At 76.0% G+C, this 15,641-nt stretch carries 14 protein-coding genes and 1 tRNA gene; 9 read left to right on the top strand and 6 right to left on the bottom strand.

What is annotated here, in order from left to right; all coding sequences use genetic code 11:
- Nucleotides 1-32: 32 nt before the first annotated feature.
- Nucleotides 33-1,010: a patatin-like phospholipase family protein gene (locus I4I78_RS08650; RefSeq protein WP_218610711.1), complete on the bottom strand. Its 978-nt coding sequence runs from the start codon at nt 1,008-1,010 to the stop codon at nt 33-35.
- 159 nt (nt 1,011-1,169) lie between these two features.
- Between I4I78_RS08650 and I4I78_RS08655 the strand changes: the two genes are divergently transcribed.
- On the top strand, nt 1,170-2,426 hold the full coding sequence (locus I4I78_RS08655) for a glycosyltransferase family 2 protein (protein WP_218610712.1): 1,257 nt from the start codon (nt 1,170-1,172) through the stop codon (nt 2,424-2,426).
- On the opposite strand, the gene I4I78_RS08660 is transcribed toward I4I78_RS08655, so the two are convergent.
- On the bottom strand, nt 2,416-2,886 hold the full coding sequence (locus I4I78_RS08660) for a thioesterase family protein (RefSeq protein WP_218610713.1): 471 nt from the start codon (nt 2,884-2,886) through the stop codon (nt 2,416-2,418). The genes I4I78_RS08655 and I4I78_RS08660 overlap by 11 nt on opposite strands.
- Nucleotides 2,887-3,124: 238 nt before the next feature.
- Here I4I78_RS08660 and I4I78_RS08665 point away from each other — a divergent pair, with 238 nt between their 5' ends.
- From I4I78_RS08665 to I4I78_RS08675, 3 genes are all read left to right on the top strand, one after another.
- A complete protein-coding gene (locus I4I78_RS08665; protein WP_226379348.1) occupies nt 3,125-3,523 on the top strand; it encodes an STAS domain-containing protein in 399 nt (132 codons plus the stop codon).
- Between the two features lie 51 nt (nt 3,524-3,574).
- Nucleotides 3,575-3,667: transfer RNA gene (locus I4I78_RS08670), tRNA-Sec, on the top strand.
- Nucleotides 3,668-3,727: 60 nt separating this feature from the next.
- Nucleotides 3,728-5,059, top strand: coding sequence for an amidase family protein (locus I4I78_RS08675; RefSeq protein ID WP_218610714.1), 1,332 nt, complete (start codon nt 3,728-3,730; stop codon nt 5,057-5,059).
- An 18-nt stretch (nt 5,060-5,077) separates the two neighbouring features.
- Here the strand turns inward: I4I78_RS08675 and I4I78_RS08680 are convergent, their stop codons facing one another.
- Both I4I78_RS08680 and selD read right to left on the bottom strand, forming a co-directional pair.
- Nucleotides 5,078-6,121: a PLP-dependent cysteine synthase family protein gene (locus I4I78_RS08680; RefSeq protein WP_218610725.1), complete on the bottom strand. Its 1,044-nt coding sequence runs from the start codon at nt 6,119-6,121 to the stop codon at nt 5,078-5,080.
- A 183-nt stretch (nt 6,122-6,304) separates the two neighbouring features.
- The gene (gene selD / locus I4I78_RS08685; RefSeq protein WP_218610715.1) at nt 6,305-7,348 is read right to left on the bottom strand and encodes a selenide, water dikinase SelD; all 1,044 of its coding nucleotides are present in this window, start codon (nt 7,346-7,348) and stop codon (nt 6,305-6,307) included.
- 108 nt (nt 7,349-7,456) lie between these two features.
- Between selD and I4I78_RS08690 the strand changes: the two genes are divergently transcribed.
- From I4I78_RS08690 to I4I78_RS08710, 5 genes are all read left to right on the top strand, one after another.
- Nucleotides 7,457-8,203, top strand: coding sequence for a DivIVA domain-containing protein (locus tag I4I78_RS08690; RefSeq protein WP_218610716.1), 747 nt, complete (start codon nt 7,457-7,459; stop codon nt 8,201-8,203).
- A gap of 60 nt (nt 8,204-8,263) precedes the next feature.
- Nucleotides 8,264-9,595: an L-seryl-tRNA(Sec) selenium transferase gene (selA, locus tag I4I78_RS08695; protein ID WP_308251980.1), complete on the top strand. Its 1,332-nt coding sequence runs from the start codon at nt 8,264-8,266 to the stop codon at nt 9,593-9,595.
- Nucleotides 9,596-9,601: 6 nt separating this feature from the next.
- Nucleotides 9,602-11,446, top strand: coding sequence for a SelB C-terminal domain-containing protein (locus tag I4I78_RS08700; protein ID WP_218610717.1), 1,845 nt, complete (start codon nt 9,602-9,604; stop codon nt 11,444-11,446).
- A gap of 117 nt (nt 11,447-11,563) precedes the next feature.
- Entirely contained in the window at nt 11,564-11,989 is a 426-nt protein-coding gene (locus I4I78_RS08705; protein WP_218610718.1) for an STAS domain-containing protein, read from the top strand.
- Between the two features lie 268 nt (nt 11,990-12,257).
- Nucleotides 12,258-12,551 carry a WhiB family transcriptional regulator gene (locus tag I4I78_RS08710; protein ID WP_218610719.1) on the top strand — a complete coding sequence of 98 codons (294 nt, stop codon included), beginning with the start codon at nt 12,258-12,260 and terminating at the stop codon, nt 12,549-12,551.
- Between the two features lie 115 nt (nt 12,552-12,666).
- Here I4I78_RS08710 and I4I78_RS08715 read toward each other — a convergent pair whose 3' ends face one another.
- A complete protein-coding gene (locus I4I78_RS08715; RefSeq protein WP_218610720.1) occupies nt 12,667-13,275 on the bottom strand; it encodes a hypothetical protein in 609 nt (202 codons plus the stop codon).
- A gap of 229 nt (nt 13,276-13,504) precedes the next feature.
- A partial coding sequence (locus I4I78_RS08720) for a GAF domain-containing SpoIIE family protein phosphatase (RefSeq protein WP_218610721.1) occupies nt 13,505-15,641 on the bottom strand: 2,137 nt, incomplete at its 5' end.

A 15,641-nucleotide genomic window follows, 5' to 3' on the forward strand; every position in this document is an offset into this window, starting at 1 on the left:
TCGCCGCGGCCGCGCCCGGCGCGACCTCGTGCTCAGCGGTACGGGACGGCGTCCGACGCGAGGGCGGCCAGCGCCGACTCCCGGCCCACCCGCACGGCGTCGCCGACCGGGCCCGGGTCCACGGTCAGCGCGCCCGTCCCGGTCCCGGTGTACGGCTCGATCGCGGCCAGCAGCGCCCCGCGGCGCTCCGGGTGCTCCAGGTCGGTGACCAGCGCGAGGTCGGCTCCGTAGCGGCCCTCGCCCTGGCTCAGGGTGCCCAGCCCGGGAATGCACCGGTCCAGGGCGCGCGCCCACCACGGCATCCGCACGCCCACGTCGAGACGCAGCTCCGCGGTCGGGCGGGAGAGCAGCACCAGCACGTGCGTCGCACCGCCGCGCACGGCCCGGGCCAGCGCCAGCGGCTCGCCGATCGACCCGTCGACCCAGCGGCGGCCCTGGTGCTCCACCGCGGGCCCGGCGAACAGCGGGATCGCGGCGCTGGCCCGCAGGCCGCGCCGCCACGACTCCGGGTCGGTGAGCCCGCCGAGCACCCGCGGGCGCAGGTCGTCCACCGCCGTCGCGACGATCCGGACCCGCAGCGGGCTCGCCAGCAGTGCGGCCCAGGGCATCGGCTTGGTCACACCGAGGACGTGGTCGAGCAGATGGTCGAGCGAGAGCACCGGGCGACGGCCTGCCAGACGGCGCAGGTCCACGAACGCGCGCGAGGCCAGGTCCTCCGGGAACGACGCCGCCGCACCCCCCGCGTGCCCCGCCGCGAAACACGCGGCGAGGAACGAACCGGACGAAGCGCCGTAGACCTCGTCGACGGCGTCGCGTAACCCGATCGAGTCGAGCGCATCCAGCATTCCCGCTGGGTAGGCGCCCCGCATGCCCCCGCCGCCGACCACCACCGCCACCCGATGGGGGTCGCGGCGCGCGTGCGGAAGGCTCCCTTCGGCGTGTCGCCGACGCAGGAGCGCCACCACCTCCGGGTCACCGAGCAGGGACCGCGCCCGTGGACGATCGCTCACCTGTTCAGCCTAGGCCGCTGAGCAGGTGGAACGGAGCGTGTCGTGCCCCGCGCCGCCCGACCGGGTGACGACCCGCCGAGACCATCACGCAAAGCGACGCTGAGCACGTTTTCAGCGACTCTCAGTGTCGTCACAGCCGTCGTGCGGAGACTTACGGTCATGGCACAGAACGAACCGACCTGGGTGGGCGAGCTGGACCGGCTCGCCCCGATGCACGACCTCCAGGTCGGCACGGACTACCGCGCCGCCCGCCTCCTGGTCACCGTCGCCGGCACCCCGCAGGGGCAGGTGACCGTCCCGCTGCGCGACGGCCGGGCCACCGCCGCCGACCTCGCCGCCGCCGTCGCACCGCTCGGAGCACCCGCCGCGGTCCGCGGCGCCCCGATGTCGGCCGAGCCGATCACCGTCGTCATCGCCACCCGCAACCGCCCGGAGAGCCTGGGCCGCTGCCTGCGCAGCGTGCTGGCCGGTGACCACCCGGCGCTGCAGGTCGTCGTCGTCGACAACGACCCGGACGACGAGCGCACCGCGCGGATCGTGGACACCTTCGCCAGCCCGCGGGTGCGCTACGTGCGCGAGTCCCGCCGCGGCGCCTCGGTCGGGCGCAACCGCGGGCTCGCCGAGGCCCGCACCGACGTCGTCGCGTTCACCGACGACGACACCGAGGTCGACCGGTCCTGGGCCTCCCGGATCGCGGGCGCGTTCGCCGCGGACCCGTCGCTGGCCTGCCTGTCCGGCCCGGTGCTCGCCGCACGGCTGGGCACCCCGGAGGAGCGGGCCGCGGACGTCGCGCTGGCCTGGAACAAGGGCTTCGTGCCGCGCACGTTCTCGATGGCCGCGCCGCCGTCGGACTCCCCGATCTTCCCGTTCTCCCCGGGCCTGTTCGGGATCGGCGCGAACCTGGCCGTGCGCGCGGCACGGGCCCGCGCCGTCGGCGGGTTCGACGAGGCGATGGGTCCCGGTACCCCGACCCACGGCGGCGAGGACTGCGAGTTCATGGTCCGGATGGTGCTGGCCGGCCACACGCTGGGCTACACCCCCGGCGCCTACGTCTGGCACCACCACCGCGTCGACCAGGCCGCGCTGCGCGCGCAGCTGGAGGGCTACGCGGTCGGGCTGGGCAGCTTCCTGGCCAAGGTCGCGATGAGCCCGCAGGGCCGCGCCGCCGCGCTGCGCCGGCTGCCGGCCGCGCTGGCCCGGCTGCGCCACATCTCCGAGCGCGAGGCCGGCGCGGGCGAGGCCATGCCGGCCGACGCCGACCAGACGCGCACCCGCGGCCTGCTCGCCGGCCCCGGCGCCTACCTGCGCTCGCGCCGCGCGGTGCGCCGCGTCGGCGGCACCGTGCCGTCGCTCATGCCCACGCACGGCGACGCGCCGACCCAGGCCCTGTCCTCGGAACGGATCCTCACGTCCTGACCGGGCCCGGCAGCACGTCGGGCCGGCTCGCGGCCGCGGCGAGCAGCGCACGCGGCCCGGTCACCAGGCGGCGCTCGGTCAGGTCCATCAGGCCGAGCGTGCACTCGACGTCCGCGGCAGGCGTCGGGTCCACGGACGCGCCGTCCACGTCGTGGTCGCGCACGATCCGGTGACCCATCGTGAACGAACGGCCCTCCCCGAACGTGATCTCCGAGTCGACCTCGATCTCCTCGCCCGCGCGGAGCTCGGCCCGGAAGCGCGCCGTCGTCGACAGCAGCACGACGGTCACGCCGCGGGCCCCGAGCGCCGCCTGCGACAGGCCGGCCGCGCGGAAGTGCTCCATTCGCGCGTGCTCGGCGTACTGGTGGTAGACCGCATGGTTGACGTGGCCGTTCACGTCGACCTCGTAGCTGCGGACGCCGATCCGGACACGGAATGGGGCAGGGGTGGCGGACGTCATGGGGCACAGGATCTCAGGCGCCTGCCCGTCGTGGATCACCCGTTCGTCCCGAGGGGACGGTGTTGTTGTGCGTCCCACCCCGCACCCTTAGGCTTGATCGAGGCCCTGGCTAGGCTGTTGCGGGGACGGCACGGAACATCGATTCAGCGTCCGACGCGGATCGTCACCGACGGTGATGGTCTGCTCAACCGGTCCGACCGTCCCGGATCCGGCGAGGTGTCGAGGGAGCACGGTGCACATGAGTAGTGAGACGCCCACCGGTGTGGGGAACGACTCGACGGTCCCCGACGTCGGCGAGGTCGTCCGCTTCGAGGTCGTGGGGCACGGGGACGATGCGGTTGTCGTCCACGTGCACGGGGAGCTCGACACGATGACGGCGCCGGTCCTGCGCGAGCAGCTCTCCGGCCAGATGTCCGCGGCCGACCTGCTGGTGGTCGACCTGTCCCGGGTGACGTTCCTCGGCTCGGCCGGGCTGGCCGCGCTGGTCGCGGTGAAGGACGAGGCCGACACCTCCGGGCACCGGTTGCGCCTGGTCTGCGGCTCGCACACGGTGACCCGGGCGCTCGAGGCGACCGGGTTGCTGGCGATGTTCGACGTCGCCGACGGTGTCCCGGAGGCCCTGAGCAAAGCCGGCTGAGCAGGGCCGGCTGAGCAGAGCGGCCGAAGCGGGGCCGGCTGAGCCGGTCCTGGAGGCGTATGGGTGCCTGGTGGCCCTCGCGGTCTTCAAAACCGACGTGGCCGAGCATCTCGGCCAGGCGGGTTCGATTCCCGTCCGCCTCCGCCGGCCGGCCCTCGGCGGGGCCTCCCCCACTGCACACGCATGACCTGCCACGATGTCCGGATGACGGTTGCCGAGCTGGGTGTCGACCCGCCCGCGGACCCGGCCGGGATCGCCGGCGCGGTCCGCGCCGGGCGCTGCACCGCGACCGACGTCGCCGAGACCTTCCTGGCCCGGATCGGGTCCGTCCGTGACTCCGCGTCCGACCCGTTCGCCGGTGTCGACGCCGAGCGGATCCGGGCCGAGGCGGCCGCTCTCGACATCCGCGCCGACCGCTTCGCGCTGCCCCTGGCCGGCGTCCCGGTCGCCGTCGAGGACGGCATCGACGTGTCCGGGCGCGCGACCCGGCACGGGTCCGCGGCCACCGCCCGGGGTCCGGCCCGCCGCGACGACGTGCTGGTCCGGCGGCTGCGCGCGGCCGGCGCGCTGATCGTCGGCACGAGCCGGTCGCCCGAGCTGGGTCTGGGCCACGACGGCGCCCCGGGCGGGCGCGCGACGGCCGCCGTGCTGGCCGAGGGTCTGGCCGCGCTCAGTGTCGGTGTGGACGGCGACGGCACCCTGCGGGCCGCCGCCGCGGCGCACGGACTGCTCGCCCTCACACCGGGGCGCCGGGCGCTCCCGCTGCCCGGCGGCGCCGCACGGTTGTGGTCCGGGATGGCCTCGACGACCGTGCTGGCCACCGACGTGGACGGCGCGCGGGTGGCGTTCGAGGTGCTCGGTACCTCCCGGAGTGCAGAGGGTGGTGCGCCCGGCGAGGCGGTCCCGCGGCAGGGTGGCGCGCCCGGATGGGCCTCGGCCGCCGCCGTGACCCGCCCGGTGAGCGTCCCGGGCGGGGTGGACGACCTGCCGGTGCCGCGGACGGTGGCGTGCTCGCTGCGCTCCGGGCGCGGGCTCTGGGCCGACCCGCGGGCCTGCACGGCGGTGCACGCGGCGGCCCGGCGGCTCGGCGAGTCCGACGTCGCGGTGGCCGCGGACGACCCGCCCTACCGCGCGTGGCTGCCGGCGCAGGTGTCGCGGCGGCGCGACGCCGGTGTGGCCCGCCGCGTCGACGAGCTCGGTATCGACCCCGACCTGCTCGGCCCGGACGCCCGCGCCGCGGTGCGCCGGGACCGGAAGCTGCGCCGTCTCGGCGGTCCGCGTCCGGCCAGCCCGGGCCGGTGGCGGCAGCGGGCGCTCGCCCTGTTCGACGACGGCGGCTACGACGTGCTGCTGCTCCCCGCGCCCGCGACCGGGGCCCTCCCGCCCGCGTGCCTGGGCGCGTGGAACCTGGCCGGTCTCCCGTCGCTGGTCGCACCGGTGCGGTGGGGCACCGACCGGCACCCGGTGCAGCTGGTCGGCCGGGCCGGGTCGGAACGGCTGCTGCTGGGCACGGCGGCACTGCTCGAGGAGCGGTAGCGCCCGCTCCGGCACGTCTCAGGCCGGCGGGTTCCAGTGACCGGTCGCGAGGAAGGTGTCCAGGGTCCTGCGGTAGGGCGCGAGGTCCATGCCCTGCGCGGCGACCCACCCGTCGTCGTAGTAGCTGTGCCGGTAGCGGTCGCCGCCGTCGCAGAGCAGCGTGACCACGCTGCCCGAACACCCCTCGCGCAGCATCTGCGCCACCAGCTGCCAGACGCCCCACAGGTTCGTGCCGGTCGAGCCGCCCGCCCAGCGTCCGGTGACGTCGCGCAGGTGCCGCGCTGCCGCGACGCTGGCGGCGTCCGGGACCGGGATCATCCGGTCGATCACGCCGGGCACGAAGCTCGGTTCCATCCGCGGGCGGCCGATGCCCTCGATCCGGGACGGCATCCCGGTGACGTGGTCGTACGCCCCGCTCGCCCAGCCGGGGAAGAACGCGGAGTTCTCCGGGTCGACGACGGCGAGGCGGGTGGGCAGGCGCCGGTAGCGCAGGTAGCGCCCGATCGTCGCCGACGTGCCGCCGGTGCCGGCGCCGACCACGATCCACTCCGGTACCGGGTGCGGCTCCTGCGACATCTGCGCGAGCATCGACTCGGCGATGTTGTTGTTGCCCCGCCAGTCGGTGGCGCGCTCGGCGTAGGTGAACTGGTCCAGGTAGTGCCCGCCGGTCTCCCGGGCCAGCCGCTCGGCCTCGGCGTAGACGTCCGGTCCGCGCTCGACGAAGTGGCAGCGCCCGCCCTCGCGCTCGATCAGCGCGACCTTCTCCGGGCTGGTGGTGCGCGGCATGACCGCGACGAACGGGACGCCGATCAGCCGGGCGAAGTAGGCCTCGGACACCGCGGTGGACCCGGAGCTGGCCTCGACCACCGTCGTCCCCTCGACGATCCAGCCGTTGGCCAGGCCGTAGAGGAACAGCGAGCGGGCCAGCCGGTGCTTGAGGCTGCCGGTCGGGTGCACCGACTCGTCCTTGAGGTAGACCTGCACGCCCCACTCCGGGGGCAGCCCGAACACGTGCAGGTGGGTGTCCGCGGAGCGGTTGGCGTCGGCCTGCACCCGTCGCATCGCCTCGTCGACCCAGGCCCGGGTGCGGGCGCAGGAGCGGTCCACCGGCAGGTTCTCGTCGATGCCCCCGAGCCTAGTCCGCGGCTGCGCCCCGCCTCCTCCCCCGCCGCGAGGGGCCCCTTCGGGACCTCCGGGTGAGCGAGGGGACCCCTCGGGACACCGGGTCGGGCCGGCGGCGCACGCTCAGTGCAGGTGGACGGTCCCGGCTCCGGAGGTCACGGTGCCGATCCGGGCCGCGCCGTGGCCCTGGGCGCGCAGGGCGGCGACCGCCTCGTCGGCGCGGTCCGGGTCGGCACCGAACAGCAGACCGCCGGAGGTCTGGGCGTCGGCGAGCAGCAGGGCCTCGTTCTCGCCGTGGCCGCCGAGGACGACCCGGTCGGCCACCCACTCCCGGTTGCGGCGGGTGCCGCCGGGCACCACGCCGTCGGCGATCAGCTCGCGGACCCCGTCGAGCACCGGCACCGCTGCGACGTCGAGGTGCGCGTCCACACCGGACGCGGCGGCCATCTTGACCAGGTGCCCGAGCAGGCCGTAGCCGGTGACGTCGGTGCAGCCGGTCGCGCCGGAGCCGACCGCTGCGCGCGAGGCGTCGGCGTTGGGGGTGGTCATCAGCGTGATCGCGGCCTCGACCAGCGCCGGGTCGGCCTTCCCGGTCTTGATCGCGGTCGAGACGATGCCGACGCCGAGCGGCTTGGTCAGCACCAGCGCGTCACCGGGGCGCAGGCCGGCGTTGGTCAGCACCCGGTCCGGGTGCACCTCGCCGACGACGGCCAGGCCGTACTTGGGCTCCGGGTCGTCCACGGTGTGCCCGCCGACGACGGCGAACCCGCACTCGCGCCCGACGCCCGCGCCGCCGTCGAGGACCTCGGCGAGCACCGAGCCGGGGAGCTCGTCGGACGGCCAGCAGACCAGGTTCAGCGCGAACAGCGGCGTGCCGCCCATCGCGTAGACGTCGGACACCGCGTTCGTCGCGGAGATGGCGCCCCAGGTGCGCGGGTCGTCGACGATCGGGGTGAAGAAGTCGGTGGTGGCCACCAGCGCGCGGTCCGCCGAGAGACGCCAGACGGCGGCGTCGTCGCCGGTCTCGGTGCCCACGATCAGGTCCGGGTGCGTGACCGGGGTCAGCCCCGCCAGCACCTCGGCCAGCCGGCCGGGTGCGAGCTTGCAGCCGCATCCGGCGCCGTGGCTGAACTCGGTCAGTCGACGCGTGGTCGTGTTGCCGCTCACAGCCGCGACGTTACCCCCGTGCCTGCCGGACGCCGTCGGACGCGAGGCCACCGCCGCCCGTCGACGCGCGCTGGAAAGTCACCCTGTCGCGAACGCACACTTCAGAGCGTGATGGGAACGAAGCGCACCGGAGCCGACGATCGGGGTTCGGCCGACACCACGGGAGGCGCCGCCGTGGAGTTCGACACCGTGCGTAAGGGCTACCACCCGGAGCAGGTCGACACCGTCGTCCGCGAGCTGCGGTGGCGCCTGGAGATGGCCGAACGCGACCGGCACGAGGCGCAGGAGCGCGCCGAGGCCCTCGCCGCCTCCCTGGAGGCGACCCGCTCCACCGCACCGGACACGTTCGGCATGCGCGCGGAGAAGGTGCTCCGGATGGCCGAGCACGACGCGGCGCAACGCCGTGACCGGGCCGACGCGGACGCCGGGCGGATCGTCGAGGACGCCCACGACGAGGCCGAGCGGGTGATCGCCGCCGCACGGGCCGACGCCGAGCGGACCCGCATCGACGCCGTCGCGGCCGCCGCCCAGGTCCACACGGACGCGGCCACCGCTCGCCGGGAGACCGACCTGTGCGCGGACACCGCGGCGGCCATGCACGAGCACGTGCTCGGGTTGCGCAGCGCCGTGCGGGGCGAGGTCGCCCGCCTGCACGCGGCGATGGGGGCCGAGCTGCGCGCGCTCGACGAGATGGTCGCGACGCCGCCGGCAGCGCCGACGCCCGCAGCGCCGACCGCCCCGCCGACCGTCGCGCTGCCCGAGCAGCGCCCGCAGCCCGCCCGGGAGAGCACGGCGGCCCGGGAGAGCACGGCGGCCGGCGACGACACCGCGGCGACCGAGCCGGCCGGGGCCTGACCGGCCGGTCTACCGTGCGGGGATGACCTCCGGCGACCCGCTCCCGCCCGCGGAGACGACGTGAGTACCGACCCGCGCCGCCGGGTGCCGCGGACCGACCACCTGCTCGCCGAACCGGCGCTCGCCGCCGCGACGCAGCGGTTCGGCCGGGAGCGGGTGAAGCGCGCGGTGACCGGCGCCCAGGAACGCGCCCGGTCCGGGCAGATCGCCCCGGAGGCCGTCGCGGACGCCGCGCTGGCCGCGCTCCCCCGTTCCGCCACCGGGCTGCGCCGGGTGCTCAACGCCAGCGGTGTCCTGGTGCACACCAACATCGGCCGGGCGCCGCTCTCGGACGCCGCGCGGGAGGCCGTCGCGCTCGCCGCCGGCACCTGCGACGTCGAGCTGGACCTGGCCACCGGCGCCCGCGGCAGGCGCGGCACCGGCGCCCTGGACGCCCTGCGCGCGGCGGTCCCCGGCGCCGGCGACGTGCACGTGGCGAACAACGGCGCGGCCGCCCTCGCGCTGGTGGCCAGCGCGCTGGCGTTCGGCCGGGAGATCGTCGTCTCGCGCGGCGAGCTGGTCGAGATCGGCGACGGGTTCCGGATCCCGGAGCTGATCGAGTCCACCGGCGCGCGGCTGCGCCCGGTCGGCGCGACCAACCGCACCCACCCGCGCGACTACGCCGAGGCGATCGGCCCGGACACCGGGTTCGTGCTCAAGGTCCACCCGTCGAACTTCGTGGTCACCGGCTTCACCCGCAGCGTGGAAGTCGCCGAGCTCGGCGGGCTCACCCGCCCGGACGGCAGCACGGTGCCGATCGTCGACGACATCGGGTCCGGCCTGCTCGCCCCGCACCCGCGGCTGCCCGGCGAGCCCGACGTCACGAGCACGCTGGCCGCAGGCGCCACGCTGGTCACCGCGTCCGGGGACAAGCTGCTCGGCGGCCCGCAGGCCGGCCTGGTGTTCGGCGGGCCCGGACCCGGTGCGGAGCTGGTGGCCCGGGTGCGCCGCCATCCGCTGGCGCGCGCGATGCGGGTGGACAAGCTCACCCTGGCCGCGCTGGAGGCCTCGGTCGCCGGGCCGCCCACACCCGTCCGGCTCGGGCTGGACGCGACCGTGGACGGGCTCCGGGACCGTGCGGAGAAGCTCGCGGCCACGCTGGCCGGCGACGGGATCGACGCGGTCGCGGTGGACTCGGTGTCCACCATCGGCGGCGGCGGGGCCCCGGGGGTCGAGCTGGACAGCGCGGCGGTGTCGCTCCCGGAGGCGTTCGCCGCCGTGCTGCGCGCCGGGGACCCGGCCGTCCTCGGGCGCCTGGAGCACGGGCGTTGCCTGCTGGACCTGCGCGCGGTGGCTCCGGGCGACGACGACGCGCTCGCCGCGGCCGTGCGCCGCACCGCCCGGGAGGTCTGAGCAGCGGTGCACGTGGTGTGTACGGCCGGGCACGTCGACCACGGGAAGTCGACGCTGGTCCGCGCCCTGACCGGGATGGAACCCGACCGTTTCGCCGAGGAGCGCCGGCGCGGGATGACGATCGACCTCGGCTTCGCCTGGACCACGCTCGCGGGCGGGCGCACGGTCGCGTTCGTCGACGTCCCCGGACACGAGCGGTTCGTGACCACGATGCTGGCCGGCGCCGGACCGGTCCCGGCCGTGCTGTTCGTGGTGGCCGCCGACGAGGGCTGGATGCCGCAGTCCGGCGAGCACGCCGACGCCCTGGAGGCGATCGGCGTCCGGCACGGGCTGCTCGTCGTCACCCGCAGCGACCTGCTCGAACCCGAGCTCGCCCGGGACGAGGCGCAGGGCGAGCTCGCCGCGCGCGGGCTCGGCGACTGGCCGTGCGTCTGCGTCTCCGGGGCCACCGGCGAGGGCCTCGACACGCTGCGCACTGCCCTCGACGCGCTCGTCACGGGCCTGCCCGTGCCGGATCCCGGTGCCGACGTCCGGCTCTGGGTGGACCGGGCGTTCACCATCCGCGGCGCGGGCACCGTGGTCACCGGGACGCTGCCGGCCGGGACCGTCGAGGTGGGCCGCGACCTCGAGCTCGACACCGCCGACGGCCGCACCCCGGTCGGGGTCCGCGGCCTGCAGGCGCTCGGCGAGACCGTGCCGCGCGCCGGTGGCCCGGCCCGGGTCGCGGTGAACCTGCGGGGGGTCACCCTCGAGCAGGTCGGTCGCGGCGACGTGCTGCTGTCCCCGGGCGCGTGGCCGCGCGCCGCGGAGGTCGACGTGCGGCTGCACGGGGTGCGCGGGGCCGGGGTGGAGGTCTCGGCGCTGCCCCCGGAGCTGACCCTGCACACGGGGTCGTCGGCCGTGCGGGCCCGGGTGCGCCCGCTGACCCCGGCCGGGGACGGGCACGACGACGTGGTCGTGCGGCTGCGCCCGGACCGGTCGCTGCCGCTGCGGATCGGTGACCGGGTGGTGCTGCGCGACCCCGGCAGCCGCCGGATCGTCGCCGGGGCGACCGTGCTCGACGTGGCCCCGCCCGCCCTGCGACGCCGTGGCGCCGCGGCCCGGCGCGCCGCGGAGCTGGCCGGGGCCACCGGGGTGCCGGACGCGGACGGCGAGCTGTCCCGCCGCGGCGCCGTGCGGGCGGCGGACCTGCGCGCGATGGGCGTCCCCGCTGCGCAGGTCGACGCGCTGGGCGCGCGTGTCCCCGGCGCCGCCGGGTGGCTGCTGGACCCGGACCGGGCCGCCGGCGCCGCCGTCGCGCTCGCCCGCGCGGTCGCCGCGCACGACGAGGCCGACCCCTTGGACCCCGGCCTGTCCCCGGCGGCCGCGCGCCGGGCGGCCGGGCTGCCCGACGTCGCGCTCGTCGAGGCGGTGCTGGCGGCCGCGGCGGACCGCGGTGCGGACGGGCTGGTGCTCGACGGCGGCCGGGTCCGGGCCGCGACCCCCACCGGCCTGCCCCGACCGGTCCGGGAGGCGATGGCGACGCTGCGCGCGGACCTTCAGGCGGCACCGTTCGTCGCGCCGGACGCCGGGCGCCTCGCCGAGCTGGGGCTGGGACCGCGGGCGCTGGCGTCGCTGGAGCGGGCCGGCGAGCTGCTGCGGGTCACCCCGGACGTGGTGCTGCTGCCCGACGCCCAGGACCGCGCCCTGGAGCTGCTGGCCGGGCTGGGGGACGAGTTCACTCTGAGCCAGGCCCGCCAGGCCCTGGACACCACCCGGCGGATCGCCGTCCCGCTGCTGGAGCTCCTCGCCCGGCGCGGGCACACCGAGCGCACGCCGGACGGCGGACACCGCCTGCGCCCTCCGCGCTGACCGCCCGCCCGACCTCGCCGGCACCGGCACCGGCACCGACGGGCGCCGTCGCCGCCGATCGCCGAGCGGGAGGCCTCCGAGTGGCGGTGGCGTGGGGCGGGTCCTACCGTCGTCGCAATGACCGACACCAGCCGCGCCGGCGATGCAGCGGGCGCCCCGCGCGGCATCCCTCCCGCGGACGGGTCGTCGGAGACCTCCATCGACGGCATGGACCTGCTGGTCCGGGCCGTGGACGGGGGTCGTGTGGTGGTCACGGTCCAGGGCGAGCTGGACATGCTGACCGCGCCGCAGATGCGGCGGGAGGTGCTCGACCGGCTCCCCACGTCCACCATCGTCGTCCTCGCCCTGGACGGCGTCACGTTCCTCGGCACCAGCGGCCTCGCCGCGTTGATCGAGCTGCGCGAGCACGCGCAGAAGTCCGGTGCCCAGCTCGTGCTCGCCTGCACCGGGCCCCGCGTGTTGCGGCCACTGGGCATCGCGGGCCTGCACCACCTGTTCGACATCCACGACACGGTGGACGGAGCACTGTCCGCCGCGTTGTGAGTCACATCACATTCACTCCTCGTGCGGACGCCTCCATCCAGGCACCGGCCGCACGGGTGGTTCCGGCACGCGCGCTCTGACCAGCGCGGACGATTGCGGACGCGACCGGGGCCGGTCGCCGCACGGCCTCCGCCGCCGCCCGGGAGAGGGCCTCGTAGCACTCCTGGGCCGATCCCGCAGGTTTGATCAGTCGGCGCCCGGGGAACTGGTGCTCAACGGCCCCAGACCGGCGAACCCGCCGGCTTCGACGGAGCAGCGAGGTGACGGCGTGAGCGATGTATCCCGGCTTCCCGGGCCCATGGACGACGTGTGGCAGTGGCAGCGTCTCGGGTCCTGCCGAGGTATGGACAGTGCCGTGTTCTTCCACCCGGACGGCGAGCGCAACCCGTCCCGCGGACGGCGCACCGACCAGGCGAAGCAGGTCTGCCACAGCTGTCCGGTGATCCAGGAGTGCCGGCGCTTCGCACTCGCCAGCCGTGAGCCGTTCGGCGTCTGGGGCGGGCTCGGCGAGTCCGAGCGCCGCGCGATCCTCGATCGTCAGGACCTGGCCGCGGCCGGATAGACCTTTCTCCCCCAGCCCGCTTTCCGTTCCCGGAAGGCGGGCTGTGTCGTGCGCGGACGGTGCCGAGCGCCGGCCGTACGCGGGCCCGCCGGCCTGCCCGGCAGAAATCCGGGACTCAGCCGCCGCAGGCGATCGGCCGTGTCGGCAGCTCGGCGGCCGGCGCGGCGTCCTCACCGACTCGCCGGTACTGCAGCACCGGCAGCCCGTACACCCGGGCCACTCGGCGGACCACCCGGCGCAGGACCGCCACCTCCGGGTCGGCGACCCCGCCCGGCCCGATCGCCGGGACCACGCAGAACACCCGGTCGTCGGGATCGAACCCGACCAGCTCGCACATCGCCGCGACCAGGTCCGGCTCGTCGCGGTCCTGCACCGTCCAGCGCAGGCCGAGCCGGTGCACCCGCAGACCGTCCGGCAGGGCCTCGTCGTGCGGCACCGGCGGGACGGTGCCGGCCGGGTCCCCAGCGGGAATCTCTACAGCGGGGGTCTCTACAGGCGGGATCTGTACGCCGTCGACGTCGAGACCGTCCTCGTCCGGGTAGTCCTCGGCGTCCATCGGGGACGTACCCAGGACGGGGCCCGGCGGGTCCTGCCGGGCGATGAGGACGTCGACCTCGGTTGTGGCGTCGGCGACGTGTCGCAGATCGGAACCGGCCCGCAGGAGGTCAACGCCGGTCACCGTGACGGCCACCAGCCGTCGCGCGCTACCCGGAGCGGTACTCAACTCGTCACCGTGATCATGGCGTCGAACCCCCTCGACACGCCGCTGCTGTTCCCCCGAAGTAGATCGGAACGCCCGCCCCGGCGCCCCTCGTATCGGGGTCCGGTCAGTCGAGTGGAGCTGATCGTTCCGCGAGCGGACCGGGGGCGGCGGCCCCGTCCACCGGATGGCCGTTGCCCGCGTCACGACGACCGGCCGTCGGCCACATCAATAGGCCATTCGAAGGTAAGAACTAGCCCATAAGGCGGATGGCCAGCAACGCGATGTCGTCGCCGAGCTGGTCCGGGAGGCACACCTCGAGCGTCCGTTCGACGACCGTCTCCGGGTCCGCGTCCCGCGGCAGGCCGGCTACCGTCTGCTCGATCAGCAACGTCCGCTCGTCGGCGTCCTCACCGATGATGTCGGTCAGGCCGTCGGTGTAGAAGACCAGCAGCGAGCCCGGCTCGCAGGTCACGGTCGCCTCCTCCCGCCGGGGCCCGGACGCCACCCCGAACTCCGGGACCGCGCCGAGCATCGGCGAGCTGTGCCCGTCGAGCCGGACGAGCTCGCCGTCCGGGCGGCGCAGCAGCGGCGGCGGGTGCCCGGCGTTGGAGTAGCGCAGGATCCGGGTGCCGTCGGCACCGGCAGGCTCGAGGCGGGCGTAGACGGCGGTCGCCATGGCCGCGATGTCGAGGCCCTGCACCAGCTGGTCGCAGCGGTCCAGGACCGGGCCGGGACGGTCCCCGCCCCAGGCGTAGGAGCGCAGCACCCCGCGCAGCTGCCCCATCGCCGCGGCCGCGGACAGGTCGTGCCCGACGACGTCGCCCACCGCGGCGCCGACCGATCCGCCGGGCAGCGGCAGCACGTCGTACCAGTCGCCCCCGACCTGGTTGCCGTCCGCGCCGACCAGGTAGCGGGCCGCGATCTGCAGGCCCGGCACCTCCGGCACCGCCGGGAGCAGGCTGTGCTGCAGGGTCGACGCGGCGGCCCGCTCGACCTCGTAGAGCCGCGCGTTGTCCACCGCCAGCCCGGCCCGCCCGGCCAGGTCGGTGACCAGGTGCACGTCGCGCTGGCCGTACCGGCGCCCGTACGGGAACTGGGTGTAGAGCGTGACCGTGCCCAGCACCCGTCCACGCCCGCGCAGCGGCACCACGATGGCCGACCGCAGCCGCAGCTGCTCGTAGACCTCTCCCGCGTCGGGGTCGCCGGGGTACTGCTCGGCCCCGGACTCCGGCAGGTCCGGGATCAGGTACGGCCGCCCCGCCCTCACCGCGTGAGCGGCCTGCCGGTCGATCAGCGACCCGCCCAGCGCGCCGAACCGGCTCAGCACCGGCTCGTCGTCGGCCTCCCGGGTGGCGACGGCCATCCGCTGACGGGTGTGCCCGCCCGGCGCGTCGAGCAGGTCCACGGTGCACAGGTCGGCGAGCTCCGGGACGATGATCCGCGCCAGGCGGGTGCAGGCGTCGGCGGTGTCCAGCGCCGCCGTCATCGCGGTGGTGGCCTCGGCGAGCAGCCGGAGCTGGGCGCGGGCGGCCTCGGCGTCGGCCAGCGCGGCGCGGCGTTCCTGCTCGACGACCACCCGTTCGGTGACGTCGCTCTGGACACCGACGAAGTTGACCAGCTCGCCGTCGTCGTCGTGCACCGGGGAGATCGAGACCTGGTTCCAGAACGCGGTGCCGTCGCGGCGGTAGTTCAGCAACACCTCGGTGATCGGGCGGCGGTCCTCGAGCGCATCGCGCATCCGGCGGACCGAGCTCCGGTCGGTGTTGGGGCCCTGCAGGAACCTGCAGTTGCGACCGACCGCCTCCTGCAGGCTGTACCCGGTCAGCCGGACGAACGACGGGTTCACCCAGGCCAGCGGGTCGTCCTCGCGTCGCGGGTCGGAGATGGTGAACGACATCTCGGTGGCCAGCACGGCCCGGTCCCGCATGAACCCCATACGTCGTTCGTCCTCGACGGAGTCGGCCGACGGCAGCATCACCGCCAGCGCCTGCGAACCATCCGCCCCGGCCCGGCACTGCGGGTCGGTCAGCGCGAACCCGGTCACCCGGACGAACGTGCCTGCGCCCGCGAGCACCCCTCCTGACCGGTAGGAATCCGAATCCGCGTGCAGCGCGACGGGCTCCCCGGTCACCGACTCCCCGGACGCGATCCGGCTCAGCGGGGACGCCCCCTCCGGGAACGGGCGCTGCTCCGGGTCGGTCAGCCCGGCGGCCTCGCTCCACTCCCGCACACCGACCGGCAGCCGCACCGTGCCGCCGGCCAGCTCGATCGCGGTGGCGTTGGCGTAGACGACCTGCCGCTGCGCCATGTCGATCATCAGGACGGCGACGGAGGCGCCGTGCGGCACGGCGGCGGCGCCCGGCCGCTCGCCGGGCGACCCGGTGGAC

The sequence above is a fragment of the Pseudonocardia sp. KRD291 genome, from assembly GCF_019263595.1.
In the GTDB taxonomy this organism is placed as follows: Bacteria; Actinomycetota; Actinomycetes; order Mycobacteriales; family Pseudonocardiaceae; genus Pseudonocardia.